We start from the raw sequence: 24,361 nt of genomic DNA on the forward strand, positions 1-24,361 counted from the left end.
ATAGAAAAATGAAAAAAATAGCAACATTAATTACAGTACTATTCTTATTAGTCTCATGTGATGAAACATTTGATATTAATAGAAATCCCGATACTTTGCCTTCCGGACAAGCAAATAGTACTATCCTTCCTGCAGGTATAGTGGGTCTTGCAGGTGCGCAAGGATCTTATTACGCTTTAATTGGCGGATTTTGGTCTCAATTTTGGACACAAAATAATACTTCCAATCAATATAAAAATGTTGATTCTTATACTATTGGAACAAACGATTATCAACCAGCATGGACTGCTATGTACGATGCTTTGAATGATATCAGAGTTGTAAAAATACAGGCATTAGCAGAAGAAAACTGGAATTATTACTTAATGGCAACAATTCTTGAAGTAGAAGGCTCTCAGGTAATGACCGATTTATATGATGCTATTCCGTACGCTGAAGCAAATAATATAAATATTTTGCAGCCAAAATTCAATACAGGCAAAGAAACATACAATCTTATGATTGCTGATTTAAAATTAGCGCTATCAAAAGACCTAAGTTCTTCTAAGGGAACTGCACCTGCAGCTGATGATTTACTTTTTAAAGGTGAAATGGCTAACTGGACAAAATTTGGTAATACTTTATTGCTAAAATTACACATGAGATTAACAGCAGCTGACCCGGCACTAGCCGAATCAGGAATAAAAGCATTAATCGATTCAGGTGCCCAATTTTTAGATGTTGATGCCGCATTGACTCAATTTGTAGATGCAGCCGATCAAAGTAACCCATTATATGAGTCTGACAGAAGAAAATTAAATAGTACTTTGAACCTTAAGGCTAGTAAAACATTGTACTCTTATCTACAAGTTAACGCTGATCCTCGTTTAAATAAATATTATGGAGCCGGAAGTCCAAATAATCAAGGTGATTTTGAAAATAAAGCAACCAATCTTTCCCAAGTATTATTAAGCCCGTTAACACCTGTATTTTTTATCAGTAAGGAAGAGAGCAGTTTTTTACAAGCAGAAGCACTAACAAGATATTATGGTGGAGCGGGAGCTAAAGCTAAATACGATTTAGGCGTTCAGGCTTCAATAACAAGATTTGGAGGAAACGCAGAAACATTTGTTGCTGCCGGAGGTAAATACGAATTTCCCGCAACAGGGACTGATGCACAAATTGAGGCAATTATTACTCAAAAATGGATTGCAAGTTTCCCCGGAAATGGATATGAATCTTTTCTGGAGCAAAATAGAACCGGATACCCAAAAATATCTAATGTTTCTCAAGTTAGCGAATCTTATGTTCCCGGACAATTTGCAGTATCTGTAGAAAATGTAACAGGAGGGAAATTCCCAAAAAGGATTGTTTTGCCTAGTATCGTAAAATCAAGAAATCCAAATGCACCGGCTTTACAGGCAATAACGGCTCCGGTATGGTGGAATGTTAACTAAAAAAAGCAAAAAATGAAAAAAATATTTATACTAGCAATGATAGTTTCCGGACTATTGTTTACTTCTTGTGAAACAGATTCTACAGACCACGTATCGCAAATAACGCATTACGCAAATATGTCCATGAATGGTGATGCGCTCGTTGTTTTAACGCAAGGCGAAACATATACAGAACAAGGGGCTGAAGCTGAATCTAGTGGAGAAAAATTAGATGTTAAAATTGATGGTACAGTTGATACAAGTAAACCAGCTGTATATAAAATTAAATACGCTGCAATAAATAGTGATGGATTTCCAGCTTATATAACACGTACCGTAATTGTTTTAAGTGATAAGCCAAGCACAATAGATTTGTCTGGTACCTTTGTGAGAAGCGGTAACAACAATATTGTCACAAAACTGGGTGATAGAAAGTACAAATGCGATAATGCTACGGGATTTGATGTTAATGATAATAAAATAACTTTAGAATTCTATAATATAGATGATAAACAAATTTATGCGCCATATCAGGAAAAAACTTCTACATCTGGTATTTCTGCAGAAAGCAACAACGGAATTATAACAGACCCGAACCATTGGCAATGGTCTATTATTGCTTCATCAACCTTTGGAACAGCAGATAGAAAATTTACACGATCAAATTAAAATTTTTAAAATGAAAAAAATAAAACAATTTACAACAAGCATAATTGCAACAGTACTTATACTTTCTTCATTTATGGCTTGTGACGAAGTTGGTGAAACTACTACGGGAGGAACATCAGCTAAAAATTTGGCAGGTGAATGGTTTATTGATGCGTCTGATGCATCTGGAAAAGTTTCAGAACACGAATTATTTTCTACTTATAATACGGCAGCCAACAATAATACTTTGTGGCTAGACGATCAGAATTCGTTTAAAAAATTCAAAATCAAAGTTACTTTTGAGAAAGAAGGTTCATTTTCAGCTTCATCTGCTTCAAATGAATATGGTTCTGTAACAGTAACTATTACAAATGGTAAAGTTGAAAAAGAAGCTGCTGTTTCCAAAGGAGGTCATAAAGTTGATAAGATTTCCTTTAAAGCAGAATTCAGTAATGAGCCAGGAGTACTCTATTCTTATGAAGGAAGTAGAAGAACTGGTTTTAGTGAAGATGAATAGCAATGTGTTAAATTTTGAGATTGCAAAGTCTAAGGTTTCATTAAATAAAAAAAGCCGATAGTTCCAGAACTATCGGCTTTTTGCAACTAACTCAAATATTTTATTTTACAAACTTGTTGATGATTGCATCAGTTTCTGCTTTTGTAGCATTTGGTTTCAAATCAAACAAAAGAGAATAAAGAGCTTTTCTGTCCACTTTAGCTTCCAGGTTTAGGTCTTGGTGTCTGTCAAAAAGAGTTTGCCATTTGTCACGAACATTTTTCCAAAGGGCACTATTTTCCTTCCACCATTTTTGACCGGCAATACATTTAATGTCCGGAACTTTAGTATAAATATCCATTCCTTTTTCTTCTGCTAATAAAACATCTTTTCCACTTTCATCTCTAATGAGTTTAGCGTTGTCTTGTTCGTGGTTCCAACCTGTAGCAGTGATTTCGTGAATGTTTCTTCTTTTTAATACATTATAGTCGTTACGCTTGGTTTGTTCTCTTCTTGGCAGAGGAGCATCAGCAACGTTTGACCAGTAATTTTCTCCATCAACATGTACCCAAGTTGAAGATCCTTCATATCTTGGACTATCGTCTACTTGAAATACTTTTTGAGTCCATTGACCTTTAACGGCTTTCTTGTCTAATTTTTTATATTTCCAAGAGGTGCCCTTGTCAAATGAATATAAGTCTGTGTTTTCATAAAGCCAGTCTTGTCTCCAGTGTTTGATAATCATGTCGTCACTTACAATTAATAAGTGTTGCATTACGATTTTGTTTGGAGTGTCTTCAAGTAACTCAACCCATTCCAATGCAGATTCGTGTTTAGTTTCTGAAGGCTTATAAGTAAGAGAATCCTTTGGGTATTGAAAAGTTTCAGTAAAATTGAATTTTACTTCATAACAACCACACATCGATTTAATCGATTTAATGTCTTGTTGCTTTTTATCCTGACTAAAGCCAAGACTGCACGCCAAAGCCATTACGGCTGAAAAATAAAGACTTTTTGAAATCATAACTTAAATTGTTTTGTTTTTAATTTTCGCAAATATATACATTTTATTTAGAACAAATAAAAATAGTTTATATATTTGCTCCATTATTAAGACTGAATAAAAATAATGAAAATTAAAATTACTCTTTTTGCTGCGTTTCTTTTTTGTCAGATTTCTGTTGCTCAGGAAGAGAAAAAAGACAGTACTGCCACAAATGAATTATCAGAAGTCAAGGTTGTTACAGGAACAAGAACTGAGAGGGTACTTTCGTCATTACCACTACCGATGACAGTAATTACATCTGAGGCAATTGCAAAAACAGGTGTTACAAGATTAAATGAAATTCTAAATGAACAGACGGGAATTATTTTGATTCCAGACGAAAGCGGATTTGAAGGGGTTCAGATGCAAGGCTTAGATGCGGCGTATACAATGATTCTTATTGATGGAGTTCCGCTTGTTGGAAGAAGTTCAGGAGTTTTGGATTTATCACGAGTTTCTGTTGGAAATATAGAGAGAATTGAGATTGTAAAAGGTGCTTCATCTGCTTTATATGGTTCAGAAGCTATGGGTGGAGTAATTAATGTAATTACAAAAAGACCTAAAAAAGATATGTTTTCAGGTAGCCTTTCATATCGCTATGGTACATTCAATACTAATGATGCGAATGCTAATTTACTTTGGAAAAAGAAGAAGTTTGCAGCCAATTTGTTCGCAAATTTTTATTCATCTGATGGATATGATTTAGATAAAAGTACTCCACTACAAAACGTAGAAAGATATTATAATACCACAATTCAGCCAAAACTGTATTATGATTTTTCAGAAAATTTAAAATTAACAGTAAGCAATCGTTTTTATAACCAGAACATGAATAATGTGGCTATTATTGAATCTGCAAATTATAAAGGAGATGCAAAAGAAAATGAGTGGAATTCACAAATTAAGTTAGAGCACAAATGGAATTCTAAGTTTTATTCTGAATATGAATTGTACACTACAAATTATAAAAATAATGCTTTTTTAAATGATGAAAACAATGTGCTTTTTGAAAACACATATTACAATCAATGGCTTTTTCGACCAGAAGCTAGAACTACATGGTCAATTAAAAATGACAAATTAACGGGAGGAATTGGGCTAAATTATGAAACTTTGGATAGAACCTATTTTGATAAAAATGTGAATTTTAATTCTCAATATGTTTTTCTACAATACGATTTTAATCCAACAGATAAGATAAATATTCTTGCTGGATTTAGATATGATAGTCATAGTGAATACGCATCGCAGTTAAGTCCGAAATTAGCAGTAAACTATAAATTCAACAATAACTTCTCTTTAAAAGGTTCGGTAGGATATGGTTATAAAGCGCCAGATTTCCGTCAGCTGTTTTTTGATTTTACAAATCCATCAGTGGGATATACTGTATTAGGTTACAACGTTGCTGAAGACCGTCTGAATCAACTTGATACGCAAGGTCAGCTTTTATATAGAGTTGAAGGCATAAGTTTTAATAAACCATTGGAAGCAGAAAGTTCTGTTAACTTTAATTTTGGAACTTTTTACAAGAAAAATAAATTAAGATTAGACATAAATGCTTTCTATAATTCAATATCTAATTTAATTGATACTAGAGTAATAGCACAAAAAACAAATGGACAAAATGTTTTTAGTTACTTCAACATTAGTAAAATTTTTACTTACGGTGTTGAGTATAATTCTACCTACGATTTTACGAAAGAATTTTCAGTATCACTGGGATATCAATATTTAATCGCTAAAGATAAATCTGTTATTGACAATTTTGAAGATTATCAATATATCCGCAATGACCAATTGCAAACAATTCAAATTAATAAATCAGATTATTTCGGATTATACAATAGATCCAAGCATACGGCCAACATTAAATTTGATTACAATATTTCAAAAATAAAAACAGATATCAATTTGCGTATTTTCTATAGAAGTAAATACGGGATGTTTGATAGTAATGCAAATCAAATTCTTGACAAGTACGACCAATTTGTTGGTGATTATTTTATAACCAATTTGTCAATTTCAAAATACATTACCGATAAATTAATACTTCAGGCCGGAGCTAATAATTTACTTGATTTTACAGATCCGGGTGAAATTACTAATCTGGCAGGAAGGCAGCTTTTTGCACGAATTCAATATAATTTTTAATAAACATTTATTTAAACACCTTTACCATGAAAACAAAATTTTTAAAACTTTCTCTTTTAGCATTAATGATTTTTACTGCATCTTGTAGTAGTGATGATGATAAAAACGATACAATTCCAGCAGTTGAAACTGTAAAAGTTTCAGATCTTTATGCTCCCCAAACAGGAGGACAAGGACAAGCAGTTGGTGGTGCATTTACAAAATTCAGTTTTTCTGAAAACAAAATCGTGACAAACGATAATTGGGATATTGCTTTCCGCGGAACTACAATTATTGTAAATGGAGGAGACGAAATTGGTATTACAGATGAACCAACAAGAACAGGATCTGGTGCTGTAAGTATCGTTTCTGGTACATTTGCTAGTGTAACTGCATTTCCAGTAGCAACAACTTTCCAACAAGATGGTGCGACTGTTTATGCAATTCCGACAGGTAGTGGAAACGGATGGTACAACTATAATACTTCAACAAACATTATTTCTCCACTTGCAGGAAAAGTATTTGTAGTAAAAACACATGATGGTAAATATGCAAAATTCGAAATTTTAAGCTACTATCAAGGTGCACCTGCAAATCCAGATCCAGCAACAGCTGTAGCAAGATATTTCACATTCAATTTTGCTTACCAGGCTAATAGCACAACTACATTCTAAGAAATATTTTGTTGTAGTAAAATAATAAACAACATTCAAAAATCTAGTTAATCATTAGCTTTGTTTTTTTTATTTTTTTTGAGAGAGGTCAGATTTATCTGACCTCTTTTTTTATTGTTAAAAAGAATAATAAATTAAGGTTTAATTCTATCTTTGCAGGTATTTTTTATAAGGAATTAACAAAAATTAAGATGAAATTTTTGTGAGTCTATTCTTCAAAATTTATAATTACTAAGTGAACACAAAATCATATTTTTTTCAGTCTTTTGCCATTGTTGCATTAGCATTTATAGCTTTTATAGGATTTAAACAAGTGTTGCCGAATAAGATATTTCCGGACAGCAAGATCGATTCTAAAAGTGTACTTATAGACAGCTTACTTCTGGAGTCGGTTGCAAATGATTCTTTATCTGAAGAAAGCGACAGTATTGCCGAAATTGAGAAAAAGGAAGCTCAGGAAAAAATTGTTTTTGATGCAACAGAAGGAATTGAATTTCCAACAGAAACTTTTGAAAACTATAAAGGATACCAATACCTGATCTCTTTTTACGAGAAATTATATCAGTTAGAAAAAAATCCGCAAGCCAAAGTAAGAATTGCTTATTACGGTGATTCGATGACTGATGGTGATTTAATTGTTCAGGATGTTCGAAATAATTATCAGGAACGTTTTGGCGGAAACGGAGTTGGTTTCGTTTCTATAACTTCAGAATCTGCTGCGTCCAGAGGCTCGGTGAAATCGTCTTATTCTAAAAACTGGAAAGCACAATCGTATCTCAATGTAAAACATCCAATAAACCCTTTTGGTGTAAACGGGCACGTTTTCTTTGCAAATGATAAGGCAAATCCAACCTGGGTGCAATACGAAGCCGGACTTAATAAACACGTATCTGTATTAGATAATCCAACTTTGTTTTACGGAAAATCGCATCGAAAAGGAAATGTCAATTTTATTATAGGAAAAGATACATTGCGAAAAAATCTAGTTCCCAATAACTTAGTCAATACCCTAAAAGTAACGTCAGGGAGTATCAAAGCCTTTAAGGCCAATTTCGTTCAGGCAGATTCAATTCCTATTTATGGTTTTAATTTTGATAACGGAAGCGGAGTTCATGTAGATAACTTCTCGCAAAGAGGAAATTCCGGGCTGCCAATTTCTATGTTTGATGCCAATGTGATGCAGGCTTTTAACAACCATTTAAAGTATGATCTGGTTGTACTTCATTACGGAACAAATGTGTTAAATTACGGAACCAAAAATTATTCATGGTACGAAAAAGGAATGAAAAAAACCGTAAATAAAATCAAAGAATCTTTTCCGGGAGTTTCTATATTAATTGTTTCAACCGCTGATAAATCAACCAAATATGATTTGGAAATGAAAACAGATTCGGCCGTTGTTCCTTTAATGAAGGCACAAAAAAGATATTCACTTGAAACTGAGTCGGGATTTGTAAATTTATACACGCTAATGGGCGGAGACGGATCGATGGTGAAATGGGTTGATGAAGCTCCGGCAAAAGCCAATAAAGATTACACACATTTTAATCAACGTGGTGCAAAAGCAATTGGTAATTTATTGTATGATCAGCTAAACAAAGGATACGAACAATATAAAGCGCTGCGCGAAAAACGCGATGTTGTCGCTAAACCCAAAACAGTCAGAAGAGCAAAGGCAGATTCTGTATCTGTTAAAAAAGATAGTGTAAATGAATAAACTTATTATCCTCTTTTGTTGTCTTTTTTTCTCGATAAATAATCAGGCGCAAAAGTCAGTCTCACTTTTAATAACTAAAAATATGATTAGTAAAATCGATAGCGCAACGATTGAATCTTACATGGGTAATCACATTTATAATGCAGAAGTATTAGAAAGTGTTTTTAAAAGATTAAAAGAAAACGAAGGCGATAATAAACAAAAAATAAATATTGTACATATTGGCGACTCTCACATTCAGGGAGATTTAATGACCAATAAAATTAGAAAAATTTTGCAGCAGCAATTCGGAAATGCAGGCCGTGGTTTTGTTTTTCCGTATCAATTGGCAAAAACAAATGGGTCTTATAACGAAAGATTTTATTCGAACAGAGTCTGGGAAAGTTATCGAAATATTTATCCGGTAAAAAACAGACCCATCGGTTTAAGCGGAATTGGATTGTGGAGAGATAATGGAGGTTTTGCAGTACAATTGAGTATAAAAGATGCGGCATACAAATTTAATTCTATCCATATTATTACGCCTCAAAACCAGAATATGTTTGATTTGGCAATATCATCTCAAACCAATATTATTCAGTCGACAGAGCGAAAAGTAATTACACATAAAATTAAAAAAGGAGAAGCAATTTCGGTAATTGCAGACAAATACAATATTTCAGTAGCCGAAATAAAAAGAGCAAATAATCTGAAATCAAATAATATTCGTGCCGGAAGAACTTTAAAAATTCCAACAAACGAAACAAAACCGAAAGAGATTAAAAACTCTGAATTTGTTCCTTTAAATCTGGAATCTGACGCATTTTCTCATTATTATAAATCAGAGAAAGCATTAGATAAAATTTACCTGATTCCAAATAAAAATGCATCAGAATTTGAGCTTAACGGACTTGTTTTAGAGAAAGATGCTCCGGGAATAACCTACAGCGGAATTGGAGTAAACGGCGCTAAATTCTCTGATTACAATAAATATCCTTTGTTTTTTGAGCAGTTAAAATCTTTGCATCCTGATTTGTTGATTTTTTCTCTCGGAACAAATGAAAGTTACGACAATATGGAAGCTTCGGCTTATATCAGACAATTGCGCGAATTTATAAGTAATCTGAAAGATCAAAAAATTGATGTTCCGATAATTGTTATGACACCTCCGCCATCATTGCACAGAGGAAGAAAACCAAATGTGTATGTTAAAGATTATGCAGAACGAATTAATAGTTCTGCAGAAAAAGATGATTTTGCAGTTTGGGATTTGTACGATGAATTTGGTGGAATAACAGGAGTTCGAAAATTAAGAGCAGAAGGATTAATAGGTCCCGATTTTGTCCATTATTCTAAAAAAGGATACGAAAAACAAGCAAAATTGTTTGCCGAAGCATTTTTAAAAGCATACGATAATTTTAAATCAAAAAAGTAAGTTGATAACAAGTAATAGCATAAATAATTGGTTTGTTCAGAATTTTGGAGAAATTACATTAGAGCAGGTCAAAAGTTGGTTCATATATAATCCCGACGAAAAATTATTATTCAATACAGGATTGTTTCTTGGGTTGTTTTTAGTTTTCTATTTTGTCTACGCCTTTTTACGTAAAACATTTTATTTACGATTAACCTACGTTATTCTGTTCTCGCTTTTCTTTTACTATAAGTCAAGCGGAATTTACTTTTTACTTTTATTGCTTTCTTCGGTCGTAGATTATGGCTTGAGTCAGATTATTTATAGAGAAACAAAAGACAGCACCAAGAAAATATATCTGGTTATAAGTGTGATCCTGAACTTAGGATTGCTTGGTTATTTCAAGTATATGAATTTCATGATTGTTACGTACAATGACATGTTCAACGGTCATTTTGCTTTGCATAATATTTTTCTTCCTGTCGGAATTTCGTTTTATACTTTTCAGTCAATGAGTTATATTATCGAGATTTACCGTGAAGAAATCAAGCCAACAAAAAACTACATCGAATATTTATTTTTCGTTTCGTTTTTTCCGCAATTAGTGGCCGGACCAATTGTTAGGGCAAAAGATTTTTTACCACAGATTTACCAAAAATTAAACCTTACCAAACAAGATGTAAATAACGCTTTGTTTCTTATTATTGGCGGATTAATTAAGAAAACCGTAATTTCAAATTACATCTCGATAAACTTCGTAGATCGTGTTTTTGATACACCGATGACCTATACTTCTTTCGAAAATTTAATGGCTTCTTACGGATATGCCATTCAGATTTATTGTGATTTTTCTGGATATTCAGATATGGCAATCGGAATCGCTTTGTTATTAGGATTTAAATTACCAGCCAACTTTAGAACGCCTTATAAATCAGTATCGATTACAGATTTCTGGAGAAGATGGCACATTTCATTATCAACCTGGCTGAAAGATTTCTTGTATATTTCTATTGGTGGAAATAGAGAAGGCACATTCGCAGGATATTTATTTCCAAGTTTATTTTTCTTTGGATTATTGCTTTGGGGAATTTCAAATGTAAACGAAAGCTTTATTCCGTTAGCAATAGCAATTGGATCAATTGGAGTTTTCTGTTTGACATTTTTACTTTCGAAGAAAAAAAATCAAACACTTGTAACCAATTTCAATTTATTCACCACAATGCTTCTAGGCGGGTTGTGGCACGGAGCAGGAGCACAATTTATTATCTGGGGAGCATTACACGGATTAGCATTAGCAGTTCATAAAATATTTATGGAACTATTCCCTTCCAAAAAAGAAGGTTCTAATTTCTTATGGAAATTTTTTTCAATCGTAATTACTTTTCATTTTGTAGTTTTCTGTTGGATCTTTTTCCGTGCCAGAGATTTTGAAACAGCTTTGCAGGTAATTAATAATATTGGTCAGTTAACATTCGAACCAGAACAATGGAAAGTGATAGCTTTAGGATACAAAAATGTATTTTTATTAATGCTGTTTGGTTACGTTTGGCATTTTTTACCGGAAATTATTACCGACAAAATGAAATGGGCTTTCGACAATACACCATTAGTGGCAAAAGCAATAATTCTGGGATTCGTTTATTGGATAGTTTATGCGACAGCCGTTGCAGGCTCACAGCCATTTATTTATTTCCAATTCTAATGATATTGCCACGAAGGCACAAAGGCGCAAGGATTTATTTCTTTGCGCTTTTTTTTCACACAGATTTCGCAGATTTTTTCATACTTAATCTAAAAAATAATCTGCCTAATCTACTAAATCTGCGTGAAACCAATAAACTTTACGAGCAAAAAAAACTTCGCGCCTTAGTGCCTTAGTGGCAAAAATGCCCTTAAATAAAAATTGCCTAAAATATCTAATTAGATTATCTTTGCACTTCAAATAAAGAAAATAGTATGTTTGATAATTTAAGTGATAAGTTAGATAAAGCCTTCCATATATTAAAAGGACACGGTAAAATTACAGAAGTAAACGTTGCCGATACCTTAAAAGAAGTTCGTCGTGCCTTATTAGACGCCGATGTTAACTTTAAAATTGCCAAAGATTTTACAACCAAAGTAAAAGAAAAAGCAATAGGTCAGGACGTATTAACTACGCTTCAGCCAGGACAATTATTGGTGAAGCTGGTAAAAGATGAGTTGACCGAATTAATGGGTGGTGATGTTGCAGGAATTAATCTTTCTGGAACTCCTTCAGTTATTTTAATGTCAGGATTGCAAGGTTCTGGTAAAACAACTTTCTCAGGAAAATTAGCCAATTTTCTAAAAACAAAGAAAAACAAAAAACCACTTCTTGTTGCTTGTGATATCTATCGTCCTGCGGCGATCAATCAGTTGCATGTTGTGGGAGACCAAATAGGTGTTGAGGTTTACTCAGAGCCGGAAAATAAAAATCCTGTTGAAATTGCTCAAAATGCAATCAAACATGCCAAAGCAAACGGTTTTAACGTCGTAATTGTCGATACAGCTGGTCGTTTGGCAGTAGATCAGGAAATGATGGATGAAATTGCTCGTGTTCACAAAGCAATCCAGCCACAGGAAACATTGTTCGTTGTTGATGCAATGACAGGACAAGATGCTGTAAATACAGCAAAAGCCTTCAACGATATCTTAAACTTTGATGGAGTTATTTTAACCAAATTAGATGGAGATACTCGTGGTGGAGCTGCAATTTCGATTAAATCGGTTGTAAACAAACCAATCAAATTTGTGGGTACAGGCGAGAAGATGGAAGCAATTGATGTTTTCTATCCAGATCGTATGGCCGAGCGTATCTTAGGTATGGGAGACGTTGTGTCTCTTGTAGAAAGAGCGCAGGAACAATTTGACGAAGAAGAAGCCAGAAAACTTCAAAAGAAAATCGCTAAAAACGAATTTGGTTTTGATGATTTCTTAACGCAAATTCAGCAAGTAAAGAAAATGGGTAATATGAAAGACCTGGTAGGAATGATACCGGGAGCTTCAAAAGCCATGAAAGATGTAGAAATAGAAGATGACGCTTTTAAACATATAGAAGCAATCATACATTCGATGACGCCAATCGAAAGAAGCAAACCTGCCATTATCGACGTAAAAAGAAAAGCCAGAATCGCAAAAGGTTCGGGAACGAAAGTCGAGCAGGTAAATCAGTTAATGAAGCAGTTTGACCAAATGAGCAAAATGATGAAAATGATGCAAGGTCCGGGCGGAAAAAACCTGATGAAAATGATGGGAGGCATGAAAGGAATGCCAGGCGGAATGCCGAGATAATAAAATAAAAAGTTTCAAGTTTCAGGTTTCAGTTTATGAGACAGAAATTTGAAACTTTTTTCGATAAAATAGTTTCGCCCCAACTTGAAACCTGAAACTTGAAACAAAAATTAAACCTGAAAAATTAAGAAATGCAACTACTAGACGGTAAAAAAACATCTGAAGACATTAAAAACGAAATTGCAGCCGAAGTTCAATTAATAAAAGCAGCCGGAGGAAAAGTACCTCATTTAGCAGCCGTTATAGTTGGTACAAATGGAGCAAGTTTAACCTACGTAGGAAGTAAAGTAAAATCTTGCCAGCAAATTGGCTTCGATTCAACTTTAGTCGCTTTACCAGAAGATATTACCGAAGCAGATTTATTAGCTAAAATTGCAGAACTAAACGAAGATGATAATCTTGACGGGTATATCGTTCAGTTGCCATTGCCAAAGCATATAGACGAACAAAAAATCTTATTAGCAATCGATCCGGATAAAGATGTAGATGGTTTTCATCCAACAAATTTTGGAAGAATGGCTTTGGAAATGGAAAGTTTTATTCCTGCAACTCCATTCGGAATTATGCAATTGTTAGAGCGTTACAAAGTAGAAACTGCCGGAAAGCATACTGTAGTGATTGGAAGAAGCCACATCGTAGGCCGACCAATGAGTATCTTAATGAGTCGTAAAGGAAATCCTGGAGATTCAACCGTTACGTTGACACACAGCCGTACTAAAAACTTAGCAGAATTTACTAAAAATGCAGATATCATTATTACAGCTTTGGGAGTTCCTGAATTTTTAAAAGGTGATATGGTTAAAGACGGAGTTGTAATTGTAGATGTTGGAATTACCCGTGTTGAAGATACATCAAACTCAAAAGGTTATGTAATAAAAGGCGATGTTGATTTTGACGAAGTTAGCAAAAAAGCATCATTCATTACACCAGTTCCAGGTGGAGTAGGACCAATGACAATTGCCATGTTACTTCAAAACACGCTTTTAGCAAGAAAAATGAGAAGCGCAAGAAAATAATTCTCTTTCTAATATATACAAAGCCTGTTCTATTGAACAGGCTTTTTTGTATTACACAACTAAAAATTTTCCAAAACATAGATACATAAAATCTAAGTTCTAAAACAATTTTAAACTTCAAAGCTTTGCGAACTTAAAATGTGTAAGGAATTAAAAACAAATGACTTGTGTTCTTTTTCAGTTGAAAAGTTGGAATTTGGAATTTTTAAATTTGGAATTTAAGTATCCTTTTAATATTTAATTAATACTTTAAAGTTTCGGTTCTTAAAAATAAAGGATACTTTTGCCACACTTTAAAAAACACTTCTCCAAATGGACGATTATTATTCGTTAGTATTAAATTAAAAACAGCTTTTGAAAATTTCAAAATGCTGCGATAAAACCCTGTATTTTGAAATGAAAGCCTTTTACACAAACAACAACGGATTAATCGAAATCTCAAAATGGACTCCAAACTGCTGGATAAACATCGAATCTCCATCAGAAACAGAAAAAAAATATTTACTCGAAGAACTCCAAATTCCCGAAGCATTTTACAACGATATTGAAGATATCGACGAAAGACCCCGTATCGAAATCGAAGATGGCTGGACGCTTATCATCATGCGCGTTCCTATAAAAAGTGACGATGTTAAACTACCTTTTCAAACTATTCCGCTTGGTGTCATTTTTAAAGATGATATCTGCGTAACCATTACATTTTACAAAACAGAAATCATACATGATTTTATGTTGTATTCACGACGAAAAAACATTCAGGTTAAGGATAATTCCGACTGGGTTTTGAGATTGCTTCTCTCTTCAAGTGTTTGGTATTTAAAATACCTAAAGCAAATTAATCAAAAGATAAAATTGGCCGAAGACAATTTAGAAAAGTCAATCAAAAATGAAGAATTACAAGCATTGCTTCAAATCGAAAAATGTTTGGTTTTCTTTATTACCTCATTAAAAGCCAACGATGTTTTGTTTCATCGCATAAAAAACCTAAAAGCATATAAAGCAAACTACGATTTAGATTTGCTCGAAGATGTCGAAATCGAATTAAGCCAGGCGCAGGATACTGCTAATATATACAGCAATATCTTAACCGGAATGATGGATGCGTATGCTTCAGTAATATCCAATAATATGAACAATATTATGAAACAAATGACATCCATTTCGATCATTTTAATGATTCCAACCTTAATCGCAAGTTTGTACGGAATGAACGTGCCAAACGGTTTAGAAGAAAGTAAATACGGTATTTGGATTCTTCTTTTTGTTTCAGTTATTTTGTCTTCTTTCGGGGTGTTTTTATTCAAACGCAGAAGATGGTTCTGATAAATTAAAATTTCTAATTCATATACAAAAGCCTATTCAATCGATTAGGCTTTTTCGTTTTTATGCATTGGGCGTGACCGTATTTGCAAAAGGCGCTCCAATCTTGTCGCATATGTGCGCCTTTTGCAAATACGGTCGGGCTATCCGCTCCGCGGCGGCGGACAGCTCCTATCCCTCACGCGGCTCTCCGGTAATAACAAATCTCGTTCCTGTATGGTTTTCAAAACCTTTTATTCATAATATCATTCCCAAATTATCTATAATCTCAAATCCCAGAGGGATGCAATATTTATAGAATTTTTCAGTGTAAAGAATAACAAACCCCAGCTGGGTGACATCTTTAAGTTAAATGCGGTGAATAATATATCGTTCCGACGGAACTCTCTTGTCTGGCGAACATATTTACTATAAATATTACGCTCCTTTGGAGCTTATTATTTATAATATTTGAATTAAAAACTAAATACATCTTTAAAAAATCACTTTTTTTATTTGTCAATCCAAAATAAATAATAACTTTGTAACTCAAAGTACTTTAATCATGAATCAGAAGCATCAAGAAGATTTATCACACATTCGTTCCATGATGGAGCGTTCTTCCAGATTTATATCATTAAGCGGGCTCTCAGGAGTTTTTGCCGGACTTTCTGCTTTAATTGGCGGATTGTATGTTTATCAGTTATTCAAAATAAACGGGATAAATTATCTTGATGGAGAACATATTTTATTGGATGGCAACTTAGTTTCTGAATTAATTTCCAGCGGATTAATCATTTTGATATTTGCTTTTGTTTTCGGAATCTTTTTTACTATCAGAAAAAGTAAAAAGTACAATTTACCAATCTGGACAACGGCAACAAAAAAAATGCTTTTCAATTTGGCAATTCCATTAGCAGTTGGCGGCATATTTTGTCTGGCACTTATATACCATAAGATTTTTATTCTGGTAGCACCAACAACTTTAATTTTTTACGGATTAGCCTTGATAAATGCAGAAAAATATACATTTTCAGATGTTAAATATCTTGGTTTTAGCCAGCTTATTTTAGGATGCATTTCTTTGTTTTTCATTGGATATGGTTTAATTTTTTGGATCATAGGTTTTGGAATTTTGCATATCTTGTACGGACTAATCATGTTCAAAAAATACAAATAATCCAATGGGAATCATTGATAAACTAAATAAAGATTTTGAAAGCCGTGTCAGATTGGGAATCATGTCCATTCTGATGGTCAATGATTGGATTGATTTTACCGAAATGAAAACTCTTTTGGATATAACAGATGGTAATTTGGCAAGCCATTCTTCGGCATTAGAAAAATCAGAATATATTGAAGTTAAGAAAGAATTCGTAGGCAAAAAGCCCAAAACATCATATAGAGTGACCAATAGAGGACGCGCGGCCTTTAATGAACACTTATCGAGTCTTGAAAAATTAATGAAATCTAACAAGTAAAATTTTTTTATCTAAATACTTTGAAATACAAAGTACTTTTAAAATTTAAATCATGAAAAAACATCATTTTATTTTAGCATGCAGTATTATTTTTACACTGCTTTTTTACAAAGAGTCAATAGGAGTAAACCTCGCTATTTTTGGACTGGTTTTAACAGGCTTGATTTGTTATTTCTTTCAGGATCGATTCACAGACCGCTCACACTTAGTTTTAGTGCTTACATCTGTTCTATCGTGTTTTGCTTTTGCCTGGTACGGCGATTTTGTGTCATTCCTTGCTATGTTCATGTCAATTGTTTTTTTACAGTTTAAAACGCATGACGTACAGCTTAAAATAATGCAGGTTTTTCCGCTTGTATTTGTAAACGGAGTTACTTCGTTAGGGCGTGTTTTTATGTTTAGCCAATGGCTTCCGGAAAAGAAAATACATAATAATTTTGCCAAAAAATTAATAGCCTACTTTATCATTCCGGTTGTTTTTGTAGCGCTATTTTTTACGGTCTATTCTTTTGGAAGTGATCATTTTTCTTCTCTGTTTACAGATTATCAATTAGATCTTGATATTTGGCAGTTGCTCGTAATTACTATTTTAGGGTTTTATATTTCGTTTACTTTTTGGAATTACTGGATTCCCGAAGTTTGTTACGATCTCAATCCAAAATTAAACAATGAGTTTTCTAACAATGAGAAAGCAGTAAACGAAAACACATTCTCATTTCTGGATTTAAATTTCGAGCGAAAAAGCGGCGAAATCACTTTATTACTTTTAAACGTAATGCTCTTAATTTTTATAGTAACGTATAATTACGAACAATTTTTTGAAGTAATCGAAACCTCAAAATTAAGCGCAGATACACATGAAAGAGTAAATGCAATCATTTTTTCTATCATTATGGCTGTTGGAGTAATTCTGTTTTATTTTAAGGGCGGATTCAATTTTGATGAAAAAGCAACAAATCTAAAACGCCTGTCTAAAATCTGGATTGTATTAAACGGAGCTTTGATTTTGAGTACAGCCGTAAAAAACTCAGAATACGTTTCATTCTTCGGATTGACTTATAAAAGATTGGGCGTTTATGCATTTTTAATACTGGCTATTATTGGTTTAGTATACGCCTTTTTAAAAATTGCCAAACAAAAAACAAACGCCTATCTTTTCAATCAAATGGTTTGGTATTTTTATGGAACGGTACTTTTGTGCAGCTTTTTTAATTGGGGAGGTCTGATTACAAATTATAACATCGCTGTAAACAAGGGAGTCGAACCAAAATTTTTAAGCGAATTAAATTTTAATGACGAAACCCGTAGAGAATATTTTTTACTTCATAATCTGGATGGACAATACAGCGAGATACAGCGAGAAAATGAAATTAAAAGATATCAAAACGAAACTGTTTTATCGAAGATATTGTATTACGAATTTTTAAACGAGAAAAAATAAGTTTACTAAATCCCATTCAATTTTGAATGGGATTTTTTTTGATAGTTATAATTGTAAGTCAAGTTTTATAAAGGTTTGCGGTTAATAATTGTTAATTAATACAGTTATTACAAAGGCTTAAAACTTATTAAGAAAATGTTTACTATATTTGGTTTCCAAAAACTTGAAATTTTATATGTTTTTAATTGAATAAAGTGAGATGTTTCTTAAAAATATAATTAATCAATAAATAAATCTAACCCTAAAAACAAAACCCATGACAAAAACTACTCTTACAGGACCAGGACCAGAAGGCAAAATTTATCCACCAGGTAAATGCATGAAACCTGAAAGCCAAAGTAGAATAACAAAAAAAACACCTATAAGTTTTCCGGAGAATAAATCACCAATTCCTTTTGCTCCAATTGTTCAGGCTACATTAAAGGAGGATGGAACGTTTCAGGTTAGGGCAGTTTTTTTGGTTGCTCGTAAACCAAAAGGACAAAAAGAAGTTGAGGACGATAAAGAAGGCGAATTAGATTTTGATATTTATCAAAATTGGTATGTAGATCTACATGGAAAGCGCCAACTGCAATTTTTTATAGCTTATGATATACTGGATGACCCAGAAAAAGAGTTTGATGTTTATGAAGCAAGTTTTAAAGCTGAACCATACCCTTATGGAAAAGATACATTTGCAGAAATAGAAACAATTCAAACTTTTCTGTGGGATATAGATCCTGAAACTTCGAGAGGAACAGAAACGGTTGTTCAACATGGAGGATAGTATTTTTTTATACTTAAATTTCCCAAATTAGAAATATAGTCTTCAAAAAAGATTGCGAAATATATACTAGCAAAAACTTTGCTAGTATATATTTACAATAATTTAACCTATATATAAAAAATGCTTAATATTAAATTATTATTATTTTTTTCATTGTTGTTTAATTCATTTTTTATCTTCTCACAAGAAAATATTCATGAAAATAATTTGTTTAGGAATGAAATAAAAGCCACGGTAATTAGATTTAAAGAGGAGGTTAATTTTAATAAAGCAGCATCTTCTTTTTTGGAAAAAAACTGGGATTCAACTCTGGTTTATTCTATGAGACAAATTGCTTTAACCAAAAACATTAAGCTTTTAGATTATTGTCATTATTTTAGAGGGATAAGTTTTAAAGAAAAAAAACTTATAAATGAATCAAAAAATGAATTTGGAAAGGTCTCTATAGCTTTTCAATTCAATTATAAAGTAAAAAATAATCTTGGTGAAATTGCATTAGAGCAAAAGGATTTTAAAAAAGCTTTGTTTTATTTTCAACAGATAGAAAAGTTATCTGATAAGGATAGCTATGATATAATAAATAGTATCGTTTTACATAATATTGGATTGTGTTATTTACATCTTAAAAAAATTGATAAAGCAGAGATATATTTATTCAAAAGTTCAAAATTACAAGAGATAGAAAAAGATACATTATTACTTATTGGATCTTATATTGATCTTGCTAATCTGTATTATGAACAATATAAGGATAATCAGGCTATTCCTTATTTTGAGAAAGCGTATCATTTATCAAAAAAAGTAAAATCATTTGAGCTTAAAAGAGTTGCTACTTTAAATATGGCGGCAGTTGAGGAAAATAGAAAAAATTTTCCATTAGCATTAGTTTACAGAAAAGAATACGAAACATGGAAGGATTCCTTAAACGATCAAAATAAAGTTTGGGCTGTTGCCCAAGTAGAAAAGAAGTTTGCTGTAAAACAAAAACAAAAAGAAGTAGATGTTCTTGCAGCTGAAAATAAAGCAAAAATTGCCGAAAGAAATGGGTTTCTCATTTCTTCGGTTTTGCTTTTAATTTTGTTTGGAACCGGAGTTTATTTTTACAGACAGAAAATTAGAAACAATAGAATCATTCTCGCTCAGAAAAATGAGCTGGACGAATTAAATGCCACAAAAGATAAACTATTTTCTATTGTTAGCCACGATTTGCGATCATCAGTAAACGCACTAAAAACAAGCAACGGTAAATTGATGGAGAATCTGGAAAATAAAAATTTTACAGAACTCGATGTTTTGCTGCATAACAATAGTACAATTGCAAATGGAGCTTATAATTTGCTGGATAACTTGCTTAATTGGGCTTTATTGCAAACCAAACAGGCTTATTTTTATCAGGAATCATTGCATTTGGCTACCATTGTACAGCATGTAGAATACAATTATAAACCATTGATGTTAAACGCAAACCTCAATTTTAAAAGCGATGTTTCAAAAACAGATTACGTTTTTGCAGATATGGATTCGCTTAAAATAATTATTCGAAACATGTTAGATAATGCGATTAAATTTTCAAAAGAAAACGGTACAATTTCGATTTATTCCAGACCTTCATCAGAAGAATTTTGTTATTTAGTGATCGAAGATACCGGATTGGGAATGAATGAAACAACGCGACAAGAATTATTAAAAGAAACACTTTTGCTTTCGAAAAAGAAAAATGACGACATAATAGGTACCGGATTAGGAATGCAGTTATGCAAAAGCCTGATTCGTAAAAATGGCGGAAAACTCGAAATAGAAAGTGAAGAAAATGTTGGAACAAAAATGATTATAATATTGCCAAAGTTTAAAAATCATGGATAATATTAATGTCCTCATCATAGAAGATACTGTTGCAGAAAGTGATGCACTTGTAAAAGTACTTACCGAAAATAATTATAACATTGTGGGAATTGCACGGACTTATCAGGACGCGCTCACCATGTTTTACCAAAACACGGTTGATATTGTTGTTATTGATGTTTTCCTAGATGGAAAACCAGACGGAATTACTTTTGCAGAAACTATAAATATCGTTCCAAACGGTGTAAAGCCTTTTGTTTTTTTAACGAGTTCAAAAGACCGTCAAATTTTTGAAAGAGCAAAATTGACAAGACCTTTTAGTTTTTTAATGAAACCGTTTAATGAACTTGAGATTTTGTATGCGCTGGAAATGGCTGTCGAAAAATTTTACGAACAGACGAATGTTTTTCACAGTGAAGATCAGAATACCGTAATAAGTAACGATACACTTTTTATCAAAAAAAATAAATCTTTAAAGAAAGTCAAAATTGAAGATATTGTTTACATCGAGGTCGAAGATCGCTATTGTAATATTATTACAGATGTTGAAAAATTTGTAATTCTAATTTCATTGACTAAAATCATCCATCTTTTAGATCCGGCTAAATTTTGCCAAACACATCGTAATTATATCGTGAACATAAGTAAAATAGAAGAAATAATAGTCAATGATAATTTGGTTATCTTAAAAGGTAATCACAAAGTTACCTTAAGTGATAAATACAAAGATTTCGTGAAAAACTTCAGAATCTTAAAGTAATAAATTATTTAAATTACTGATTTACAATGAAAAAACCTTCGTAGATGCGAAGGTTTTTTTTTGCTCCCATACCTCGGTTTTTGTTTTTTATGACATTGATTATCAATCTTGTAACATATTTGCGATGTCAGATAAAGTTCTGCAATACTTTTACTACAGAAATTAAATAAAGCTAGCGTGTTTGATTTTCATTACTAGTAATCAGTTAATTACAAATTAATCATTTGTAAAAGTGGAGTTCTGTAACCACCTAAAAAACGAGGAGTATCTGAAAAGCCAAAAGAGTAGGAACAAACAAATCAATAAATTAAAATTTAATATCATGGCAACATTTAAAGTGAATATCCCGGCAGGCCCAATTTGGAGCCAACAAGACGCAAACGAAAAAGCTCCTTTAGTAGCAGCTGCACACCAAGGAAAATGGACAGGACAATGGAATACTGTTGTAGACAGTCAAATGAGTGTAGTTGAATTAGAACTAAACGTTAAAAACGGAGGTAAAAACGAATACAAAACCAACGTTTTGGCTGGTCCGTTATGGAGTAATGATGAAGCTCAAAAAGTAGGATCTGTAATTGCTGCATCATATGGTGCTGAATTTACAGGACAATGGTCTACAATTGTAGAAGGGCAAATGAGTGTAATTGAGATTAAATATACATTCTAATCTCAATTACACTCATTTTGAGTAAATAAAACTAGAAATGCTTCTATTGTATTTCTAGTTTTTTTGTTTAACCAAAAATAATTTAAAAATTTATAAAATGGCCTGGATAAAAAAACCAAATGTGGCAATGTTTAAAGGTGCCAATTGGAATACTTTAATCAAAAGAGTTCCAAATTGCTCGCCTGAACAAGCCAAACGTATCGCTTTGAAAAATCCTGATATTAGTTTCTTTTTCTTTTGTAGAGAATATATGGTTCTTGAAACTTTAGGAGATAAGGGGATTTTCAACCCCGGAGATGCCGTATTCTTTAGTGGTGAACCTTGGTACGGTAGCGCACCTCAATGTGATTCATACGAAAAAACAGGAATGTCTGTTGCATATGTAAGCATAGAAAAATTGCAAACACCGGGTTGCTACACTATGGCAGATGGTAGTGCAGCAGTTGATGTTGTTTGTCTTTTTTCGGCAAATATTAATAAAAAACCTTTTCCGCAAGGACAGGTAGAATTGGCTCCAAAAACACAAGTTCCTGCCGGATATCCATATATAGTAGGAACTTCAGATTATGCGGCACTTACAGCTGCAGATATTCAAAAATTGCAAAATAAAGGAATTACAGTATTACTTTCTGTATTAAACAATCATGATGGAACAGGTTGGTCTGAGTTTCCAGATGAAGCAACAGCAGTCAATTTTGCCCAGCAATTAAAAGAAGTGGTAGACAGAATAGGTTTAGACGGAATAGATATTGATGATGAGTATAGCGATAATCCGGAACCAAATCCGTCTTCGTTAGTGACGGTTACTACAAAAATGCAGGAAATTATGCCCGATAAAATTATTTCAAAAGCTTTATGGGATGATTTTGCCTATTTTACGCCAAAATATCAAAACAGAACACTGGCAGATAACCTGACTTATGGCTGGGAAATGGGTTATGGTGGAAAACCAAAAGATCGTCTTCCTGTTTATACCACTTTTGGCATGGCAAAAAATACGCTTGTTTGCGGTTTTTGGTCAGGACAGCCTTCACACACATCTTCTCCCTCACAAGATGTTTCCTGGTTAAAAGAAAATGGCTATGAAGGTGTTATGGTGTATGCTTTTCAGCAGCAGTCTAATATTGATTTATTAGGAGATCTTGTAAATGACTGGAACGGAGCAGGGAACTGGAACAAAACACCAAATTGCCCGTAATTTACTTTCCGGTAATCAAAAACAAAACCCCGAATTATTCGGGGTTTTATATGAAATTCTAAAACTAATAATCTCCTTTTTTCTTAAATCGGGGATCGTGTTTGGATATAAATTCTGTTCTTCGTCTTGGGGCTTCTTCTTTTGGTAGACTTGCTTCCTCAGTTTTGCTCGAAGGTTCAATTAAACGATTTAATTCTTTAATTTCTGCATCGGTTAAATCGCGATAACGGCCAACCGGAATATCTAATGAAATATTAATAATTCTGATACGTTTTAAAGCCGTTACATCATAGCCCAAATATTCACACATTCTACGAATCTGACGATTTAATCCCTGCGTCAGGATAATTTTAAATGTGTATTTACTAATCTGCTCTACCTTACATTTTCGTGTAACAGTATCCAGAATCGGAACACCATTTCCCATTCGCTCAATAAAACGATCCGTAATAGGTTTGTTTACCGTAACCGTATATTCTTTTTCGTGATTATTTCTGGCGCGCAAAATCTTGTTTACGATGTCACCATCATTCGTCATAAAAATTAATCCTTCACTGGCTTTATCCAATCTTCCAATCGGAAAAATACGTTTAGGATAATTAATATAATCCACAATATTATTTCGAACTTCTAAATTGGTCGTGCATTCAATTCCGGTGGGTTTGTTAAATGCCAGATAAACCATTTTTTCATGTTTCTCAACAATCAATTTTCCATCAATGCGTACTTCATCATCTGGCGAAACTTTGGTTCCCATTTCCGGCACAACGCCATTTATTGTTACACGTCCTTCTTCAATTAATTTATCGGCTTCACGACGGGAACAATAACCTGTTTCACCAATAAATTTATTTAGACGTTTTAAATTCTCTTCCATCTTGCAAAAGTAAGGAAAAATTCAATTTTAGACTTTAGAATTTAGATTTTAGATTGTTGGACTTCTTAGAATTTACACATTTCTCAGAATTAAGATTAGTTTTTTAATCAAAGAGAATAAACCTTAGCACCTTAGAATCTCAGAACCTTAAAAGAAAACCTTTGCCTCTTTGAGCCTCTGCAGCTTT

Annotated in this window: 21 protein-coding genes; 19 read left to right on the top strand and 2 right to left on the bottom strand. The window is 32.9% G+C overall.

The genetic code is table 11. The annotated features are described in order from the left end of the window. The first annotated feature begins 8 nt into the window (after nt 1–8). The 3 genes from BUE22_RS15215 to BUE22_RS15225 are packed head-to-tail and all read left to right on the top strand — an operon-like array spanning nt 9 to nt 2,580. Nucleotides 9–1,436 (top strand): SusD/RagB family nutrient-binding outer membrane lipoprotein, encoded by a 1,428-nt coding sequence (locus BUE22_RS15215; protein ID WP_073396064.1) that lies wholly within the window; start codon nt 9–11, stop codon nt 1,434–1,436. A gap of 36 nt (nt 1,437–1,472) precedes the next feature. Beyond that, nucleotides 1,473–2,084, top strand: coding sequence for a DUF5011 domain-containing protein (locus tag BUE22_RS15220; RefSeq protein WP_159438478.1), 612 nt, complete (start codon nt 1,473–1,475; stop codon nt 2,082–2,084). A gap of 10 nt (nt 2,085–2,094) precedes the next feature. Then, nucleotides 2,095–2,580, top strand: a complete 486-nt coding sequence (locus BUE22_RS15225) for a lipid-binding protein (protein ID WP_124020477.1) — start codon at nt 2,095–2,097, stop codon at nt 2,578–2,580. A 100-nt stretch (nt 2,581–2,680) separates the two neighbouring features. Here the strand turns inward: BUE22_RS15225 and BUE22_RS15230 are convergent, their stop codons facing one another. Further along, nucleotides 2,681–3,583 (bottom strand): DUF6607 family protein, encoded by a 903-nt coding sequence (locus tag BUE22_RS15230; RefSeq protein ID WP_073396073.1) that lies wholly within the window; start codon nt 3,581–3,583, stop codon nt 2,681–2,683. A gap of 105 nt (nt 3,584–3,688) precedes the next feature. Here BUE22_RS15230 and BUE22_RS15235 point away from each other — a divergent pair, with 105 nt between their 5' ends. The 16 genes from BUE22_RS15235 (at nt 3,689) to BUE22_RS15310 (ending at nt 23,297) form a co-directional block, all read left to right on the top strand. Next, complete coding sequence (locus BUE22_RS15235) at nt 3,689–5,755, top strand: TonB-dependent receptor plug domain-containing protein (RefSeq protein WP_073396076.1); 2,067 nt, start codon at nt 3,689–3,691, stop codon at nt 5,753–5,755. A 26-nt stretch (nt 5,756–5,781) separates the two neighbouring features. Continuing rightward, complete coding sequence (locus BUE22_RS15240) at nt 5,782–6,408, top strand: HmuY family protein (RefSeq protein WP_073396079.1); 627 nt, start codon at nt 5,782–5,784, stop codon at nt 6,406–6,408. Between the two features lie 235 nt (nt 6,409–6,643). Continuing rightward, on the top strand, nt 6,644–8,125 hold the full coding sequence (locus tag BUE22_RS15245) for an SGNH/GDSL hydrolase family protein (protein WP_073396082.1): 1,482 nt from the start codon (nt 6,644–6,646) through the stop codon (nt 8,123–8,125). 82 nt (nt 8,126–8,207) lie between these two features. Next, nucleotides 8,208–9,539, top strand: coding sequence for a GDSL-type esterase/lipase family protein (locus BUE22_RS15250; RefSeq protein WP_243396755.1), 1,332 nt, complete (start codon nt 8,208–8,210; stop codon nt 9,537–9,539). A gap of 1 nt (nt 9,540) precedes the next feature. Next, nucleotides 9,541–11,220 (top strand): MBOAT family O-acyltransferase, encoded by a 1,680-nt coding sequence (locus tag BUE22_RS15255; RefSeq protein ID WP_073396088.1) that lies wholly within the window; start codon nt 9,541–9,543, stop codon nt 11,218–11,220. Between the two features lie 254 nt (nt 11,221–11,474). Next, nucleotides 11,475–12,827, top strand: a complete 1,353-nt coding sequence (gene ffh, locus BUE22_RS15260; RefSeq protein WP_042565987.1) for a signal recognition particle protein — start codon at nt 11,475–11,477, stop codon at nt 12,825–12,827. 131 nt (nt 12,828–12,958) lie between these two features. Beyond that, nucleotides 12,959–13,843, top strand: a complete 885-nt coding sequence (locus tag BUE22_RS15265; RefSeq protein ID WP_042565988.1) for a bifunctional 5,10-methylenetetrahydrofolate dehydrogenase/5,10-methenyltetrahydrofolate cyclohydrolase — start codon at nt 12,959–12,961, stop codon at nt 13,841–13,843. A 396-nt stretch (nt 13,844–14,239) separates the two neighbouring features. Next, a complete protein-coding gene (locus tag BUE22_RS15270; RefSeq protein ID WP_073396091.1) occupies nt 14,240–15,166 on the top strand; it encodes a magnesium transporter CorA family protein in 927 nt (308 codons plus the stop codon). Nucleotides 15,167–15,707: 541 nt separating this feature from the next. Continuing rightward, a complete protein-coding gene (locus tag BUE22_RS15275; protein WP_073396094.1) occupies nt 15,708–16,322 on the top strand; it encodes a hypothetical protein in 615 nt (204 codons plus the stop codon). A 4-nt stretch (nt 16,323–16,326) separates the two neighbouring features. Further along, nucleotides 16,327–16,623, top strand: a complete 297-nt coding sequence (locus tag BUE22_RS15280; protein WP_042565991.1) for a winged helix-turn-helix domain-containing protein — start codon at nt 16,327–16,329, stop codon at nt 16,621–16,623. A gap of 52 nt (nt 16,624–16,675) precedes the next feature. Continuing rightward, the gene (locus tag BUE22_RS15285) at nt 16,676–18,064 is read left to right on the top strand and encodes a DUF4153 domain-containing protein (RefSeq protein WP_073396097.1); all 1,389 of its coding nucleotides are present in this window, start codon (nt 16,676–16,678) and stop codon (nt 18,062–18,064) included. 256 nt (nt 18,065–18,320) lie between these two features. Continuing rightward, nucleotides 18,321–18,830: a hypothetical protein gene (locus tag BUE22_RS15290; RefSeq protein WP_073396100.1), complete on the top strand. Its 510-nt coding sequence runs from the start codon at nt 18,321–18,323 to the stop codon at nt 18,828–18,830. Between the two features lie 120 nt (nt 18,831–18,950). Continuing rightward, the gene (locus BUE22_RS15295) at nt 18,951–20,693 is read left to right on the top strand and encodes an ATP-binding protein (protein WP_073396103.1); all 1,743 of its coding nucleotides are present in this window, start codon (nt 18,951–18,953) and stop codon (nt 20,691–20,693) included. Then, nucleotides 20,686–21,432, top strand: coding sequence for a LytR/AlgR family response regulator transcription factor (locus tag BUE22_RS15300; RefSeq protein ID WP_073396106.1), 747 nt, complete (start codon nt 20,686–20,688; stop codon nt 21,430–21,432). The genes BUE22_RS15295 and BUE22_RS15300 overlap by 8 nt, the downstream gene beginning before the upstream one ends. A gap of 322 nt (nt 21,433–21,754) precedes the next feature. Next, the gene (locus BUE22_RS15305) at nt 21,755–22,099 is read left to right on the top strand and encodes a mannan-binding lectin (RefSeq protein ID WP_042565995.1); all 345 of its coding nucleotides are present in this window, start codon (nt 21,755–21,757) and stop codon (nt 22,097–22,099) included. 97 nt (nt 22,100–22,196) lie between these two features. Continuing rightward, nucleotides 22,197–23,297, top strand: coding sequence for a glycosyl hydrolase family 18 protein (locus BUE22_RS15310; RefSeq protein ID WP_073396109.1), 1,101 nt, complete (start codon nt 22,197–22,199; stop codon nt 23,295–23,297). Nucleotides 23,298–23,361: 64 nt separating this feature from the next. Here BUE22_RS15310 and rluF read toward each other — a convergent pair whose 3' ends face one another. Continuing rightward, nucleotides 23,362–24,174: a 23S rRNA pseudouridine(2604) synthase RluF gene (rluF, locus tag BUE22_RS15315; protein WP_073396112.1), complete on the bottom strand. Its 813-nt coding sequence runs from the start codon at nt 24,172–24,174 to the stop codon at nt 23,362–23,364. Nucleotides 24,175–24,361 lie beyond the last annotated feature (187 nt).

The organism is Flavobacterium pectinovorum, from assembly GCF_900142715.1.
Classification (GTDB): Bacteria; Bacteroidota; Bacteroidia; order Flavobacteriales; family Flavobacteriaceae; genus Flavobacterium; species Flavobacterium pectinovorum.